The organism is Bacillus cereus group sp. RP29, assembly GCF_040459765.1.
GTDB lineage: Bacteria > Bacillota > Bacilli > Bacillales > Bacillaceae_G > Bacillus_A > Bacillus_A paranthracis.
Genome location: NZ_JARVHN010000001.1, coordinates 216296 through 233383 on the forward strand (window position 1 = coordinate 216296; position 17088 = coordinate 233383).

The following is a 17088-nucleotide window of genomic DNA, read 5'->3' on the forward strand; positions in this document are numbered from 1 at the left end:
TTTTCTATCATTTCCTCGGAAATTTTGCAATTCCTATACATATTTTTACAGATTTTGTCGAAAAGTAATTAGTTATAGGTTGTATAGGATGCGTGAATATTGTTCAAAATGATTGCTGAGGTGATGATGGAATGCGAGGAAGAAATAATAAAAAGTCGCAAAAGGTAGTACATTTATTTCAAAAAAGATGGGTATTTCCGGCACTATACATTGCTTGTGCAGCGGTAATTTTAATGGTTGCGCTATGGTTCCAAGGAGCTAATCCGAAGAAGACTCCGAACCAAGATCAAGCAACGCCGTATACACAAACGGAAGATCCAGCAGTACCAGTAACGAAGTCTTCAGAAGTAGTGAAAATGCCAGCTCCTGCTAATGCGGAAGTAGTTGTACAGAAGAAGTTCTATGAAGATGCAGCAACTGAGGCGGAACAAGAAAAAGCACTTGTCTTTTATAACAACACATATTCCCCGAACAAAGGAATTGACATTGCTGCGAAGAATGGAAAAGAATTCAATGTTACAGCTGCTTTAAGTGGTACAGTAACGAAAGCTGAAAAAGATTCACTTCTTGGTTATGTTGTAACAGTTGATAGTGGAAATGGTGTAGCAGCTTCTTATCAAAGCTTAGGCAGTGTGAAAGTAGAAAAAGGTGCACGAGTTGTACAAGGTGAAGTATTAGGAAAATCCGGTCTAAGTGCAATGAATAAAGAAGCAGGTTCTCACGTTCACTTTGAAGTACGTAAAGACAATGTGGCTGTGAACCCTGAGCGCTACTTAAATAAATCAGTAGCAGAAATTAAAGCTGATGCAGGTGCTGCAAAGGCAACGAACGCTTCTGGTAAAAAAGCTGATGACAAATCTCAAAAAGAAGAAAAGTCAACGAGCACGAAACCAGAAAGTAAAACAGAAGACAAGTCTCAAAAAGAAGAGAAATCAACTAGCGGTTCAACTAGTGACAAAAAAGAAGAACCGAAGAAAGAAGAAAAATCAACAAATGGTTCTACAGAATCATCTAACAGTTCTTCTTCACAAGAATAAGAAAGTGAAAAAATCAGTTCTCAATAGAGAGCTGATTTTTTTATTTCTATATAAAAATACTCAATTTCGAGAAAAAAGTTGCAATAACAAGGAAAAATGACGAGATTCACGAATATATATTACAAAAAGGAGGGGATACTGTGTCATTTTTGTTTGTTCTGTCGACTGCTATTATTTTATTGTTTGTTTTATTTACTTTATATTATTACATTGCCGGTAAGAAAGAGGTTCCCCACCATCAATTGTTAGAAGAAGAGTTAGAACGAGAAGAATGACGCCTTGTATACAAGGTGTCATTTTTTTCGCCAAAATAGTCACTGTTAACGTATTTCTCACAAAAAAACGTAATTTTTCTTAACTTAGTCCGCAAAAATAGTGAACATGTAGCATATATCAGTAGTGCGGGCAATACAATGGTATAAACCAAAGCAAAGAGAGTGTTTGAGGTGAGAAATCGTGAATCATTTCATTATAAATCCAAGAATGTTTAACGCTTACAAACAGCACTCACACTTACTTCTAAGTCGTATGCAGCGAGGCTCATTTCACCCTTCTCACATCCAATTTAGGGAGGCGAGTGGTGTGCACGATTACATCAAAGAGAGAACTATCAAGATTGGTAAGTATATCGTGGAGACAAGAAAGACAGTGCGTGTCATTGCAAAGGAATTTGGGGTATCAAAGAGTACAGTCCATAAAGACTTAACGGAACGTCTACCAGAAATTAATCCAGAGCTCGCAAATGAAGTGAAAGAAATTCTTGATTATCATAAGTCTATTCGTCATTTAAGAGGCGGAGAAGCAACAAAACAAAAGTATAGAAAAGAAGATGTAGAAAAGCCGGTACGTCAATAAATATGCGATCGCAAACATTCCGTTTCAATTCGGTAATATTTTTCAGAAGAATTCTTTTTGCGAATATTACGTTTCTGTTAAATTTATGATAAAATCAGAAATTAGGTGTAAAAGAATTCGGGTGTAACCTGATTTTGAATATCGAGGAGGAAAAGACGGGAATGTTTGCGCGAGATATCGGAATTGACCTAGGTACGGCTAACGTATTAATCCATGTTAAAGGTAAGGGTATTGTATTAAATGAGCCATCTGTTGTTGCTATTGATCGTAACACAGGTAAAGTATTAGCAGTAGGTGAAGAAGCAAGAAGTATGGTGGGACGTACGCCTGGTAATATTGTAGCCATTCGTCCACTAAAAGATGGTGTAATCGCAGATTTCGAAATTACAGAAGCAATGTTAAAGTATTTCATTAACAAATTGGACGTAAAGAGCTTCTTTTCAAAACCTCGCATTTTAATTTGTTGTCCAACAAATATCACATCAGTAGAACAAAAAGCAATTCGTGAGGCTGCTGAACGTTCAGGTGGTAAAACAGTATTTTTAGAAGAAGAACCAAAAGTAGCCGCAGTTGGTGCTGGTATGGAAATCTTCCAACCAAGCGGTAACATGGTTGTTGATATTGGTGGAGGTACAACAGATATCGCTGTACTATCTATGGGTGATATTGTTACCTCTTCCTCTATCAAAATGGCTGGCGATAAGTTTGATATGGAGATCTTAAACTACATTAAACGTAAGTATAAGCTATTAATTGGAGAACGTACTTCAGAAGATATTAAAATTAAAGTTGGTACAGTATTCCCAGGTGCACGTAGCGAAGAACTTGAAATTCGCGGACGTGACATGGTAACAGGTTTACCACGTACAATTACAGTATGCTCAGAAGAAATTACAGAAGCATTAAAAGAAAATGCGGCTGTTATTGTACAAGCTGCAAAAGGCGTACTAGAGCGCACACCACCAGAACTATCAGCGGACATCATCGACCGCGGTGTCATTCTAACAGGCGGTGGAGCTTTACTACACGGTATCGACATGCTTCTAGCAGAAGAACTAAAAGTACCAGTATTAATTGCTGAAAACCCAATGCACTGCGTTGCGGTTGGTACAGGTATTATGTTAGAGAATATCGATAGATTACCAAAGCGTGCTTTACGATAAAGTGAAAGGAACTAAGGTGTAAACCTTAGTTCTTTTTTTGTATTTTTATTTTTTTATTTCGATTTTTTGAGAAAATAGAAGAAAAATAAAGAAAAACGAAGAATATAGGTAAAATATTCATATATATGGTTAAATTTAATATTTCCGTATTTGAAAACGTTTATAATATAATGAGTCGAATACGACATTAAGGCAAATCATGTTTTAATACATATTGCCTTTCCCTAATCTGGGCATACACTCTTTTCTACCTCCGTGTCAGTTGCAAGTATATGCAACTATTTTAAGGGAATAGAGTGTGTGCATTTTTTTGTATATAAAGCTGAAAAGATATTAAAGTTTCACTTTATAATGACAAACAATAAACAAAATGGGATAATAAACAATATGTCCAAGTGGTAAGACCAATATTACAAAAGGGGCGATTGTTATATGCTAAATATAGAACAAATTAAAGAAATCATTCCTCACCGCTATCCATTTTTACTTGTTGATAAAATAGTAGAAGTAGATGAAGGAAAAAGAGCGGTTGGAATTAAAAATGTATCCGCAAACGAAGAATTCTTTAACGGGCACTTTCCTGACTACGCAGTTATGCCCGGTGTACTTATTGTAGAAGCATTAGCACAAGTTGGAGCAGTTGCTGTATTAAAGAAAGAAGAAAACCGCGGAAGACTTGCTTTCTTCGCAGGTATCGACAATTGTCGTTTCAAAAAACAAGTACGTCCAGGTGATCAACTTCGTCTAGAAGTAGAAATGACGCGTGTACGTGGTCCAATCGGAAAAGGAAAAGCAATCGCAACAGTAGATGGTGAAGTTGCATGTGAAGCTGAAATTACATTTGCGATTGGTGATAAAAAAGAATAGAGAGTAATGAAAAATCCTTCTGTGAAGTGCAGAAGGATTTTTTATTACTCTTTTTTGTTCGAAATATTAAAATGCAGATTAATCAGAATTTTTATTGTAAATGAATGGAAATTTGTATATAATGGCGCTATAAATATCTTGAAATTAAGATAAATGATAGCGCGATAAAAATAGAGATATCGTTGTCACATTATAGAAGGTGTGGGATAGGACAAAGATTATTCTGATTCGTTATGATGAAGAGTAGAGGAAAGTAATGGAGAAATTTAACGGTAGAAGTAAATGGAAAATTGGCGTAGCATATCGAGCATAAAAGAGAAAAAGGGGAAAATGTCGTATTCTGAAAAAAGGAGACCATAACATGTTCGGAAGAAAGAAAAGAAAGCCATTAAGACAATTAATTACACATAAAGAGCCTAAATCACGCATTACGGAACAGTACCGTAATATCCGTACAAATATTGAATTTACATCTGTAGATAACCATATTCGCTCTATCATTGTCACTTCGGCAGATCCAGGTGATGGGAAAACAACGACCATTTCTAATCTAGCAGTTGTTTTTGGACAACAAGGTAAAAAAGTATTGTTAATTGGAGCTGACTTACGTAAGCCAACATTGCAAAATTTATTCGCTGCACACAATCCAAATGGATTAACGAATTTATTATCAGGACAAGCATCATTTGTGCAATGTATTCAAAAAACAGACATAGAGAACGTATATGTTATGTCAGCGGGTCCAATCCCACCAAACCCAGCAGAGCTACTTGGGTATCGTAAAATGGACGAATTACTTCTAGAGGCATATAACATGTTTGATATCGTTTTGATTGATACACCACCTGTATTGGCCGTTACAGATGCACAAATACTCGCTAATAAATGTGATGGAGTTATATTAGTAGCACGCAGTGAAAAAACAGAAAAAGATAAACTAATAAAAGCAAAACAAATATTAGATAAAGCATCTGGAAAACTACTTGGTGTTATATTAAACGATAAAAGAGAAGAACAAGAACAATATGGATATTATTAGAAAATAATGTATGAAATAGTATTTTTTAAAGCTAGTAATTTTTTTGCTAGCTTTTTTGAATTGTTATAAAATTTTGTATCGTATTATATAACAAATATGATATAATAGAATTTTTGCCAAATTGATGGAATGTGTTGTCATATTTAAGATTATTTTGTAAGATTATATGTTATAATTTTTGTTATGTGTAAAATTTAGAAAGTTGGAGGAACTTATGGAAGAAACAATTAGTTTGAAAGAGTTATTTCATATTTTAAAAAAACGTTTAGCAATGATCCTCGTAATCGCCTTTGGTGCAGCTATTGTAAGTGCTATCATTAGCTTCTTCTTTATGACACCAATCTATCAATCTTCGACGCAAATTCTTGTTAACCAGAAGAAACAAGAGGGATCGATGTTTCAAGCTGGGGAAGTTCAAACGAATATTCAATTAACGAATACATATAAGGTTATTATTAAAAGTCCAGTAATCTTAGAACAAGTAAATGAAAAATTAAATTTAAATATGACAGCGCAAGCTTTAACGAAGAAGATTAATGTTGCGAATGAAAAAGATTCACAAGTTATTTCTGTTACAGCTGATGATAAAGATCCAAAAGTAGCTCGTGATATTGCAAATGCAACTGCGGATGTATTTAAAGGTGAAGTTGCAAAAATTATGAACGTGGATAACGTAACAGTACTATCTAAAGCAGAAGTTGCAGAAAATCAATCTCCAATTAAACCACGTCCAATGTTAAATGTGGCAATTGCCTTCGTTGTTGGCTTAATGGCCGCAGTTGGTCTTGCATTCTTACTAGAATACTTAGATAACACAGTAAAAAAAGAAGAAGATGTAGAGAACTTACTTGGTTTACCAGTGTTAGGTATTGTAGCTCGTATGGATGAAGAAACAATGAACGTGAAATCACACGCTCCATCATCAAGAAAAGTGAGGGGACAAACAATTGGCTCTTAATTTATTTAAAAAGAAGAAGAATCATCGTCAACGTCGTCAATTAATTGCTCATCAACAACCGAAATCACCAATTTCAGAACAATATCGTAATATTCGAACGAATGTCGAATTTGCAGCCGTTGATACGAATTTACATTCATTAATGGTAACATCTGCGAACCCGAGTGAAGGGAAAACAACAACGACAGCAAATATGGCAGTCGTGTTTGCCCAACAAGGAAAGAAAGTATTATTAATTGATGCAGATATGCGTAAACCAGCGATGCACCAAATGTTTCAAGTAGATAATATTTTCGGATTGACGAACGTATTAACGCATAGTGAACGTTTAGAAAAATGTGTACAAACTACATCTGTAGAGAATTTACACTTTTTAGCGTGTGGGCCAATTCCGCCGAATCCAGCAGAATTGTTAGGCTCAAAATCGATGCAAGAACTACTTGCACAAGCATATAGCCTTTATGATTTAGTTATCTTTGACCTACCACCAATTTTAGCTGTAACTGACGCACAAATTATGGCGAATGTATGTGATGCGTCTATTCTTGTCGTTCGTAGTGAATCGACAGAGAAAGAAACAGCTGTAAAGGCAAAAGGATTATTGGAATCGGCAAAAGGTAAACTGTTAGGCGTTGTTCTGAATGATCGTGAACGTGAACAAGGCTTATATTATTACTATGGTGCAAACTAATTTCAAAGCGAGATATGTTTTTATCATATCTCCTTTTTCCTCTTGAATATGAGATGTCTCATATTCAAGAGGAAAAAGCTTACTATGAGAGAGGGAGGATGACATAAATGATTGATTTACATTGTCACATTTTACCTGGTATCGATGACGGTGCACAGACAGTAACAGATAGTTTAGTGATGGCACAAAAAGCAATAGAGGAAGGTATTCATACAATTGTCGCAACACCACACCATCAAAATGGAAAATACATAAATGAACGTACCTCAATTATTCATCAAGTAAAACAACTAAATGATGAACTGCAAAAACATAATATTCCACTTACCATTTTACCGGGGCAAGAGGTCAGGTTATATGGTGACTTATTAGAAGACTATGAAGCTGGTAAAATCGTTACTTTAAATGAAACAAACAAATACATATTCATTGAATTTCCGTCTAATCATGTACCTCGTTATGCAGAACAACTATTTTATGAACTACGTGTAAAAGGAATGATTCCAATTATCGTTCATCCGGAACGTAATGCCGAGTTAATCGAGCGGCCAGATAAGTTATATAACCTCGTCAATAAAGGTGCATTAACACAAGTGACGGCAGGCAGTCTCCTAGGTAAATTCGGGAAAAAGATTAAAAAATTCTCACTACAACTTGTTGAACACAATTTAACGCATATGATCGCATCAGATGCACATAACACAACATCAAGAGGATTTCATCTAGCAGAAAGCTATGAACTAATAGAGAAAGAATTCGGTACAAGTGTTATGAATGATTTAAGAGAGAATCCGTATTTAATCATTAGCGGGAAAGCAATTTATAAAGAAGATCCAGAACAAATTCGCCGTAAAAAATTGTTCGGTATTTTTTAAATAAAGAACCAGGTGATGTCTCCTAACCGTTATCAACGGAGGCACTCGGTCGTGCTGTGGGTAGAAATTACATTTCAACCTACCTTAGACGCTTGTCGTCGGGAGTATGGCGTGAGGATGGGTTAGATGCCCATAATTTTATTTATGATAGAAACTCTACCTATGGAGTTATAATAATGACTCTATAGGTAGGGTTTTTGTTATTGTTACATATAAATAAAAGGATGTAGGGGGACTAAAATTGAAAAAAGTAAGAAAAGCGATTATTCCAGCAGCTGGTCTAGGGACGAGATTTTTACCAGCGACGAAAGCGATGCCGAAAGAAATGTTACCTATTGTTGATAAACCAACAATTCAATACATAATAGAAGAAGCAATAGAATCAGGAATTGAAGATATTATTATTGTGACTGGAAAAGGAAAGCGCGCGATTGAAGATCATTTTGACCATTCATTCGAACTAGAACAAAACCTTTTAGAAAAAGGAAAGTATGAAATGCTTGAGAAAGTACAAGCATCTTCAAAGATTAACATTCATTACATAAGACAGAAAGAACCAAAAGGTCTAGGACATGCAGTATGGTGTGCACGTAAATTTATTGGAAATGAACCATTTGCGGTATTACTTGGTGATGATATTGTACAAGCAGAAACGCCATGTTTACGTCAATTGATGGATCAATATGAAGGTACACAATCGTCAGTTATTGGTGTACAAACAGTACCTGAAAATGAAACACATCGTTACGGTATTATCGATCCGGTTGAACAAAACGATCGTCGTTATCAAGTGCGTCAATTTGTGGAGAAACCAGCAGAAGGTACAGCACCATCTAATTTAGCGATTATGGGACGTTACATATTAACGCCGGAGATTTTTACGTTTCTTGAGAACCAACAAACAGGTGCGGGTGGAGAGATTCAGTTGACAGATGCAATTCAGCGCTTGAATGAAATTCAACGTGTATTTGCTTATGATTTTGAAGGTACTCGTTATGATGTTGGAGAAAAGTTTGGATTTATTAAGACGACGATTGAAATGGCGCTTCAACATGAAAATTTAAATGAAGAATTAATAAATTACATGAATGAAGTTATAAAAAGAGAAAAGGTAACTGTATAAAGGAAAGGTGATATATTTGGGGAATCGTGAAATAGCAAGTGAGTCATTGGAACAAAGTACGCTGGAAATAAGGGAACCTAGTGTTATATATTTATGTTTAAAAAGGGTAATGGACCTAAGTGGGGCAATAGTTGGATTGATAATCTTTTCTCCAATTTTTCTTTTAATTTCAATTTTATATATGACAGGGGATAATAAAGGACCTGTCTTTTTTAAACAGATTCGTATGGGAAAGAATGGAAAAGAATTCCATATTTATAAATTCAGATCAATGATTGTGAATGCAGAAGAGAAATTAAGAAGTAATGAAGTATTATATAAAAAATATATAGATAATAATTATAAATTAGAACCAAGTGAAGATCCACGTATAACAAAAGTAGGCCAATTTTTAAGAAAGACTAGCTTAGATGAACTTCCACAATTCTTAAATGTTTTAAAAGGTGATATGAGCCTTGTTGGTCCAAGACCAGTAGTACAAGAAGAGTTAATAGAGTATGGTAAAAGAAAAGATGAATTTTTATCTGTAAAACCAGGTCTGACAGGTTATTGGCAAGTAAGTGGTAGAAGTGATGTAGGGTATCCAGAGAGAGTAGAATTGGAACTTCATTATATTTATAATTGCTCTATTTTGTTTGACATGAAAATAATCTTTTTAACAATGGTACATGTAATAATGAGAAAAGGAGCATATTAAATAGATGAATAAAATCTCTGTATTAATACCAACCTATAATGCGGAACCGTACATATATGATTTGTTAACTAGGTTATATAATCAAGATTTAAGAAATAATCAAGAGTTAGAAATTATCATTGTAGATTCTGCATCTAAAGACAGAACGATTTCAATTATAGAGGAAAAATTCCCTGAAACGATTGTAAAATTAATTAATAATCAAGACTTTGATCATGGAGGGACACGCAATTATTTGGCTTCACTGGCGAAAGGGAATATTTTATTGTTTATGACACAGGATGCTATACCTTGTGATAATCAATTAATATCCAAATTGGTAGATTCCTTAGGAGATGAAGAGGTAGTTGTAAGTTATGCAAGGCAAATTCCAAGGGCAGATGCGAATCTTTTGGAAAAATTCGCTAGATCATTTAATTATCCGGAGATTTCGATAGTAAAAAGTAAGGATTTAATTGAAAAAATGGGAGTAAAGGCTTTCTTTAATTCTAATGTATGTAGTGCATATAAGAGGGATTGGTTTTTACAGTTAGGAAAATTTCCAACGAAAGTTATCCTTAATGAGGATATGATTTTTGCAGCTAAATCGATTTTTAGTAATAAAAAAGTTTATTATTGTGCAGAAGCTAAAGTTTTTCATTCCCATAATTATGGGCTTATTCAACAATTTAAAAGATATTTTGATATAGGTATGGCTTTTGAGGAGACGAAATACCTTTTAGAGCATGTTTCTAATGAAAAAGAAGGTATTAAAATGATAAAAAAACAAATGTCTTATTTAATTGATAATAGAAAATATCATTTAATAATATACGCTTTAATAGAATCAGGTATAAAACTGGTAGCATATCGTTTAGGGAAAATTCATAAAATATTTCCATATAAATTAAAGAAAAAGTTATCAGCCTATATGAAATGAATTAGTGAGGGATATAATATTGGAATTACTATTTTATTTAGTTATATCACTAAGTATATTAATGACTATCTTGATCATAGGTTATACAAAAGATTTATTTAATCCAGTGAGTTTAACTTGTTTCTTTTGGATATTACCAGTACTATTCAGTAGTTTTAAATTATCTGGATTACAGCAGGATGAATGGACAGATTTGACATATGTTTTATTAATTTATAGTATGTTAGCATTTGTTATATTACCGTCAATTTTTATATTTGCAAGTTATAAAAAAGACGTATTAAATAATTCAAAAGAAAAATTGGAAAAACTAAGCATGAGAATTAATAAAAATTTTGTATTAGTTCTTATGTTTATTGTTGTTGGTGCGTATTTCTTAGAGAATAAGATTTCTTCAGGGTATATATTCCCTATACTATTAACTAATAGCTCAATAGATATTCATACAGTTTCTGTAAGTGTTTTGTCAATTATTACGAGGAGTTTTGTTCCGGTTGTTAGTTTATTATTGTTCATGGTATACCTTAATGAGAAAAAGAGGTTGTATATATTCTTTATTATTTTAGTAATGTTATTACCAGTTACTAGATTAGCGCGTTTTGATATTGTAATGGCAGTAATACCCTTAATGGGATTGTTATTTACTATTGCCAAAAATAAAAGGAAATTTATGTTTAGATTTGGAATAGTTTTTACCATTATGGTAATATTGGGGGCCGCTATTGGTGAGTTGAGAATGACCCATGGATATAAGTATGATATTAGTTATTCAGAAGGAATTTCTTTTCATGGATACGGAGGACCTTTTGATGTTTTTGCTATATTATATGGATATTTTGCATTGTCTGTAGAAAATTTAGATAGATTTATTAGTGCCAACTATCAATTTGCAGATTTCCAGTATGGAAAGTTTATGTTAAGGCCAGTATTTGTGGGGATTTTAAAATTTAATAATATATTTGCTGATTATCCCTTATATGAATATGTTAATGAAATGCGTAATCCAGTTGCCGGTTTTGCTACAGTTCATACTGCATTAGTTGATTTTAGTATGGACTTTGGATATTATTTAGCAATTATTCCTATGGTTCTGTTTTCGATGATAGGAGTATATATGTATGTTAATTCATATAAGAGTATTAAGAGTAAAATTATGTATCTAGTGTATTCACAAGTTTATATTTTTATGGCATTTCAAAACCTGTTTATAGAGCCTAGATTATGGTATCAGTTGTTATTTTTCTTCTTATTATTTAGGTTTATAAGAAAAGAAAAGAATGGATAGTAAATTATAAAAGTTTAAGGAGTATGTTATGGGGAAAATAGGCATTGTAATTTTAAATTGGAATAATTCTTTGGCAACTATAAATTTAATAGATAATATAATGGATAATATTGGAAGTAAGTTCGTTTATAAATTATATGTAGTTGATAATGGGTCTGAAGATAATTCAGTGAAGATAATAAAAGAACATTTATCAAGGTATCCTGAATCTTTATTCCGAGTAATTGAGAGTGATATTAATTTAGGATATGCACAAGGGAATAACTTAGGAATAGAGGAATGTATAAAGGAAGAATGTGAATATATTACTATATTAAATAACGATATAATTTTAAAAGCTTCAATTTTTGAGGAAATGGCAGATTTTTTATCTCTTAATGATGATATAGGGCTAGTTACTCCCAAAATACTAAATGAAGATCAAAGTATTCAAAAATGGTGTGCTAGAAAAGAAACAAAAATAATACATAGATTTGTTGTGTATAGTCCATTACAACGCTTATTATCAAAAACAAAAACTTATCAAGAATATTTTTATGATGTTCAAATGATGGATAGTCCAACTGAAATAGAATTATTTTCAGGAGCAGCTTTTATGATGAAAAGAGAAATTTTCGAACGGGTTAAAATGTTTGATCCAAATACATTTTTATATGAAGAGGAACTGATTTTAGCGCAAAAAATAAGAGCAATAGATAAAAAGATATATCTATTACCTAACGTTAGTGTTATTCATGAAGATGGTGGAACAACTAGTAGATTAGGCCTAATAAAGTATAAATATATGCTTGAAAGTGAAGATTATTATCTTAATAAATATGCAGAAGAGCGATTTTTATTTTTAAAAAAAGTCACATTAAAATTATTTAGAAATGTGATTTTTTTATTGAAAAAATGTAAGGCTTAATTATTTTGTTGAGGAGAGCGTATCAAATGAAAGTATTATATATGAGTAGGAGTGATTTATTTACCAAAAGGGGAGGGGATACGGTACAAATTGAAAATACTGCAAGGGAATTAAGAGGGAAAAATGTTGAAGTAGAATTTTATTCCGGGCCCATGGATTTGAAGAGTAATAAATATGATATTGTCCATATATTTAACTCATACAACGTGGCTGAAACATTGTGTAATATTAAAATAGCAAAGAATTTGGGGAAGAAAGTGGTTTTAACTCCTATATATCATCCTGATTTTTATTTGAAAAATATGTTGGAAGCTGGTATTGATAAGAAAAAGAAATTTTTATTTTCATTTTTGTCATATCAATTTTATATGACAATTAATAATTTTATTAAAGATTTACTATTAAATAAAAGAATTAATTTGTCTTTATTAGCACAGGGGTATAGGATAAAAAGAAAAAAAATCTTTAATTTAGTAGATGGTATCTTGCCAAATTCTCAAATGGAAAAGGATTATATATTAAAGGAAAATGATTTAAAATCGCCCCCCTTCATCCAAATTATTCCTAATGGTGTAGATAATAATATTTTTAACATAGTTCAAGGTGTGAGGAAACAAAAAGATAAGAAAATAGTATGTATTGGGAGAATAGAACCACTAAAAAATCAAAGTTTAATATTAAAAGCTTTTCAACAATCCGTCTTATATAAGGATGGGTATCAATTATTATTTTTTGGTGCAACTAATAATAATCATCATAATTATGTTGAAGATTTCATTACAAATGTTAATCTGGATCCGCAGGTTCAGTATATAGGTGAGGTAAAACAAGAAGTATTGTTTGAACATTTGTCTAAAGCAAGGGGCCTAGTGCATGCAAGTTGGTTTGAGACAACTGGATTAATAGGATTAGAGGCAGGTATTTTTGAAATACCCGTTGTAATGACTAATTCAGGATTTACTAAAAGTTATTTTAAAGATAATGTTATTTATTGCTCGCCTAATGATGAAGTATCTATAGAGCATGCATTAAATGCATTACAGAATATTAATGAGAAAAAAGTGAGTGAATTAAAGAAAGACATAGATAATTTTTATAACTGGGATTATATTTCGGGTGTAACTTTATCTGCTTATGATACAGTTTTAAATAAAGATTATAAGGAATGTTAGCATGATTAAAGATTCATTATATATGATGGTAACGATGTTTGTTAGGATAATGGCCAATACTTTGCTTTTCATTGTTTTAGCTAGGACATGGGGAGTAGAGGGATTTGGTCAATTTATGTTTTGTTTTACTATTGGTGCAATACTAGTAGTCATTGTAGACTATGGCTTTGGTTTAAAATTAGTTAAAGATATAAGTAAAAAACCAAATAAAATTAAAGAATATGTTAATGAAGCATTTTATTCTAAAGTAATTTTAACCATATTCTTACTGATTTTAAGTTACTTAAGTTTATATACTTTTGAATGGCGCGAAGGAAATTTTAAAATATTCTTTTTATTGCTAGTATCTCACATATTTTGGAGTTTTGGTACATTTTTATGTTTACCTTTGAGAAGCCTCTCTTATTTTAATGTGGAGGCAAAAATTAATCTTTATGGGAATATAGTGCATATATTGGTAGTTATGATATCCCTATATATGAATGCGGATAAAACTATGGTAGCAGTTGCTTTCATATGTTCACGTTTATTCAACTTTGTATATGCGTATAGAGTCTACATTAAATATGTAGGGAAAATAGCGATAAAACATATAAAAATAAAAAAAATAATATTAAATTTAAAGCAAAACTTCCCGTATGCAATTCACTTAGCAATAGGAACATTATATTTTCAAGTAGATACTATTGTTGTACAGTACTATATTGGTAACACGGGACTTGGTTTATATCAAGCTGGTATAAAAATCTTAACAGCAGGTTTAATATTTAGTGATGCCCTAACTAATGTTTATATTACGCGTTTATCTAAAGTAGAATCCAGTGAAAAACTGATTATATTAGGTACTCAAATGAATACTTATATGCTTTTAGTTGGTGGACTCTTATCGATAGGAGTCATTAATTTTGCAGATTTAATTATAAATATTATGTATGGTGAATCATTTATAAGTACAATTCCATTATTATATGGGTTTGCTGTTACATTATTTTTACGTTACTTTGCCGCTACTCATGGTGCAGTTTTGACGATTTCGAACAAGCAGGGGCTAAGGGCGTTAGGAGTAACCTTATCATTGTTGATTAATGTACTTTGTAATGTGCTATTAATACCTAGATTTGGATTGAAGGGTGCCTTGTTGTCAGGAATGATTACAGTCTTTTTCTTAAATATGCTATATTTTGTGGCTGTATATCGATTAATTAGAAGTGTATTTTTGGATAAAAAAAATATACTTCTTTTAATTTTATATGTTGTTTTATTAATTTTATCTTTTGCATATTTAATTCACTATAATATTTTTATACGGATTATTATATGGATAATAGTCGCTACTCCTTTAATGATATTTTTATCGATTAAAATGCGAGGAGTGAAAAGGAGATAATATGAAAAAAAGTAAAATATTGAATTTTTTATCTATTATACTGAAATATCCATTCTTTATGTTATCTTTTTTAGTTCCTAAATCTTCTAAGATATGGGTCATGGGTGCGTGGTATGGTGAAAGATATTCTGATAATAGTAAATATTTATTTGAGTATATAGTTACAAATGAAGATAATATTATACCAATATGGTTAACTCATAATCAAGAAGTCTTAATGGAATTAAGATCTAAGGGACAAAGGGTATATTTAATAAATTCTATTTTGGGATATTGGTATTCTTGTAGAGCATCTGTAGCAATTTTTTCATCAGGGTTAGTAGATGTAAATCCATTAGGGTTATATAGGGCTAAGAAAGTTCAGCTCTGGCATGGTATTCCTTTAAAAAAGATTGGCTATGACGATAAATTTTCTTATCCACAAGGGAAACAAAAAAATTTGGTTGGTCACATTAAAAGCATAGTTTTCCCTTATACTAATGAAAAATGGGATGCTATGATTTCTACAAGTCCTTTAGTATCAAAATATTTTCATTCAGCTTTTAATATAGCAGAAGATAATATATATGTTACTGGATATCCGAGAAATGATATTCTTTTTGAGAAAAATATTCCTGAAATTAAAATGATAAGTGAGTTAAGAGAAAAATATAAATGTAATAAAATAATTGGTTATGTGCCTACTTTTAGAAATGGTCAATTCAATCTATTAAAAAATGAGGATAGGGAAAAATTGGAGCGATTTTTAGAGGAAGAAAATTGCATCCTTTTGGTAAAGTTACATTTTATAGATATGGTTAGAAATAATTTTAAAGTTAATAATTTTAATTCTCGATTGATATTCTTGGGAGAAGAAGTTAGTGATGTCAATATTCTTTTACCGCACCTAGATATTTTATTAACGGATTATTCTAGTGTATATTTTGATTATTTATTATTAGATAGACCTATAGTATTTACACCATTTGATTTACAGGAATATAAAAATAGTAGTCGTGAACTATATGAAGATTATGAGGATGTAACCCCTGGTATAAAATGCAAAAACTGGGAAGAGGTTGAAGTTGCGCTATCGGAATTAATAAATGGTCATGATAATTATAAACTAGAAAGAAGTTTAGTGAGAGCGAAACATTTTAGTTATGTAGATAATAGAAATAGTATGCGAGTTGTAAATATAATTAATAATTTGAAAAATAAAGGTCTGAGAGGGGAAAAGAAGTGAAAGGAATAATTTTAGCAGGTGGTAGTGGTACACGTCTCTACCCATTAACAATGGTAACAAGTAAACAATTATTACCAATATATGATAAACCGATGATTTACTATCCACTATCTACATTGATGTTAGCAGGAATTCGTGAAATCTTAATTATTTCAACACCAGAGGATACGCCACGTTTTGAATCTTTGTTAGGAGATGGATCTCAATTTGGTATTTCTCTTCAATATAAAGTGCAACCAAGTCCAGATGGACTAGCACAAGCATTTATTATTGGTGAAGAGTTTATTGGTGATGATTCTGTAGCGATGGTGTTAGGGGACAACATTTATTATGGTAGTGGAATGAGAAAAATGTTACAACGAGCAGCTCAGAAAGAAAGCGGAGCTACAGTATTTGGTTATCATGTACATGATCCGGAACGTTTTGGTGTAGTTGAATTTGATGAGAACGGAAAAGTATTGAGTGTAGAAGAAAAACCGAAAGAACCAAAATCTAATTATGCAATTACTGGTCTATATTTCTATGATAATCGTGTAGTTGAAATTGCAAAAAATGTTAAACCATCGGCACGTGGAGAATTAGAAATTACATCTATAAATGAAGCATATTTACATAGTGGTGAGTTAGAAGTTGAATTATTAGGTCGTGGTTATACATGGCTAGATACGGGTACGCACCAAAGTCTTGTAGATGCAACAAACTTTGTAAAAACAGTTGAAGAACATCAAGGGATTAAAATTGCAGCACTTGAAGAGATTGGATTTATTAATGGTTGGATTAATAAAGAAACTTTAATTGAATCAGGTGATCAGTGCTCTAAAAATGGCTATGGCCAATATTTATTAAAAGTAGCAAATGGCAGTATTAAATACTAATTTGGAGTGAACA

At 32.0% G+C, this 17088-nt stretch carries 18 protein-coding genes; all 18 read left to right on the plus strand.

The annotated features are described in order from the left end of the window. Positions 1 to 131 precede the first annotated feature (131 nt). The 18 genes from spoIIQ (at position 132) to rfbA (ending at position 17075) form a co-directional block, all read left to right on the plus strand. A complete protein-coding gene (gene spoIIQ, locus QCI47_RS01060; protein ID WP_001214941.1) occupies positions 132 to 1037 on the plus strand; it encodes a stage II sporulation protein SpoIIQ in 906 nt (301 codons plus the stop codon). A gap of 140 nt (positions 1038 to 1177) precedes the next feature. After that, the gene (locus tag QCI47_RS01065) at positions 1178 to 1312 is read left to right on the plus strand and encodes a hypothetical protein (RefSeq protein ID WP_000008903.1); all 135 of its coding nucleotides are present in this window, start codon (positions 1178 to 1180) and stop codon (positions 1310 to 1312) included. Positions 1313 to 1619: 307 nt separating this feature from the next. Continuing rightward, on the plus strand, positions 1620 to 1892 hold the full coding sequence (spoIIID, locus tag QCI47_RS01070; protein ID WP_000544012.1) for a sporulation transcriptional regulator SpoIIID: 273 nt from the start codon (positions 1620 to 1622) through the stop codon (positions 1890 to 1892). Between the two features lie 161 nt (positions 1893 to 2053). Further along, a complete protein-coding gene (gene mreB, locus QCI47_RS01075) occupies positions 2054 to 3055 on the plus strand; it encodes a rod shape-determining protein (protein ID WP_000457987.1) in 1002 nt (333 codons plus the stop codon). A gap of 432 nt (positions 3056 to 3487) precedes the next feature. Further along, positions 3488 to 3922: a 3-hydroxyacyl-ACP dehydratase FabZ gene (fabZ, locus tag QCI47_RS01080; protein WP_220779409.1), complete on the plus strand. Its 435-nt coding sequence runs from the start codon at positions 3488 to 3490 to the stop codon at positions 3920 to 3922. 361 nt (positions 3923 to 4283) lie between these two features. After that, on the plus strand, positions 4284 to 4961 hold the full coding sequence (locus QCI47_RS01085; RefSeq protein ID WP_000467939.1) for a CpsD/CapB family tyrosine-protein kinase: 678 nt from the start codon (positions 4284 to 4286) through the stop codon (positions 4959 to 4961). Positions 4962 to 5175: 214 nt separating this feature from the next. After that, complete coding sequence (locus tag QCI47_RS01090) at positions 5176 to 5919, plus strand: YveK family protein (protein WP_048552922.1); 744 nt, start codon at positions 5176 to 5178, stop codon at positions 5917 to 5919. After that, positions 5909 to 6610 (plus strand): CpsD/CapB family tyrosine-protein kinase, encoded by a 702-nt coding sequence (locus QCI47_RS01095; protein ID WP_076873392.1) that lies wholly within the window; start codon positions 5909 to 5911, stop codon positions 6608 to 6610. Before QCI47_RS01090 ends, QCI47_RS01095 begins: the two co-directional genes overlap by 11 nt. Positions 6611 to 6717: 107 nt before the next feature. Further along, entirely contained in the window at positions 6718 to 7485 is a 768-nt protein-coding gene (locus tag QCI47_RS01100) for a tyrosine-protein phosphatase (protein WP_076873391.1), read from the plus strand. Between the two features lie 241 nt (positions 7486 to 7726). After that, positions 7727 to 8608, plus strand: a complete 882-nt coding sequence (gene bpsC / locus QCI47_RS01105) for a UTP--glucose-1-phosphate uridylyltransferase BpsC (protein WP_076873390.1) — start codon at positions 7727 to 7729, stop codon at positions 8606 to 8608. A 46-nt stretch (positions 8609 to 8654) separates the two neighbouring features. After that, entirely contained in the window at positions 8655 to 9305 is a 651-nt protein-coding gene (locus QCI47_RS01110) for a sugar transferase (RefSeq protein ID WP_374701071.1), read from the plus strand. A 4-nt stretch (positions 9306 to 9309) separates the two neighbouring features. Beyond that, positions 9310 to 10224 (plus strand): glycosyltransferase family 2 protein, encoded by a 915-nt coding sequence (locus QCI47_RS01115; protein ID WP_076873389.1) that lies wholly within the window; start codon positions 9310 to 9312, stop codon positions 10222 to 10224. Between the two features lie 19 nt (positions 10225 to 10243). Then, positions 10244 to 11509 carry an O-antigen polymerase gene (locus tag QCI47_RS01120; protein WP_076873388.1) on the plus strand — a complete coding sequence of 422 codons (1266 nt, stop codon included), beginning with the start codon at positions 10244 to 10246 and terminating at the stop codon, positions 11507 to 11509. A gap of 28 nt (positions 11510 to 11537) precedes the next feature. Continuing rightward, positions 11538 to 12416, plus strand: coding sequence for a glycosyltransferase (locus QCI47_RS01125; protein WP_076873387.1), 879 nt, complete (start codon positions 11538 to 11540; stop codon positions 12414 to 12416). Positions 12417 to 12442: 26 nt separating this feature from the next. Next, positions 12443 to 13588 carry a glycosyltransferase family 4 protein gene (locus QCI47_RS01130; RefSeq protein ID WP_319611185.1) on the plus strand — a complete coding sequence of 382 codons (1146 nt, stop codon included), beginning with the start codon at positions 12443 to 12445 and terminating at the stop codon, positions 13586 to 13588. Position 13589: 1 nt separating this feature from the next. Continuing rightward, positions 13590 to 14975: an oligosaccharide flippase family protein gene (locus QCI47_RS01135; protein WP_076873385.1), complete on the plus strand. Its 1386-nt coding sequence runs from the start codon at positions 13590 to 13592 to the stop codon at positions 14973 to 14975. A 1-nt stretch (position 14976) separates the two neighbouring features. Further along, positions 14977 to 16200 carry a CDP-glycerol glycerophosphotransferase family protein gene (locus QCI47_RS01140; RefSeq protein ID WP_076873384.1) on the plus strand — a complete coding sequence of 408 codons (1224 nt, stop codon included), beginning with the start codon at positions 14977 to 14979 and terminating at the stop codon, positions 16198 to 16200. Further along, the gene (gene rfbA / locus QCI47_RS01145; protein ID WP_076873383.1) at positions 16197 to 17075 is read left to right on the plus strand and encodes a glucose-1-phosphate thymidylyltransferase RfbA; all 879 of its coding nucleotides are present in this window, start codon (positions 16197 to 16199) and stop codon (positions 17073 to 17075) included. Before QCI47_RS01140 ends, rfbA begins: the two co-directional genes overlap by 4 nt. Positions 17076 to 17088 lie beyond the last annotated feature (13 nt).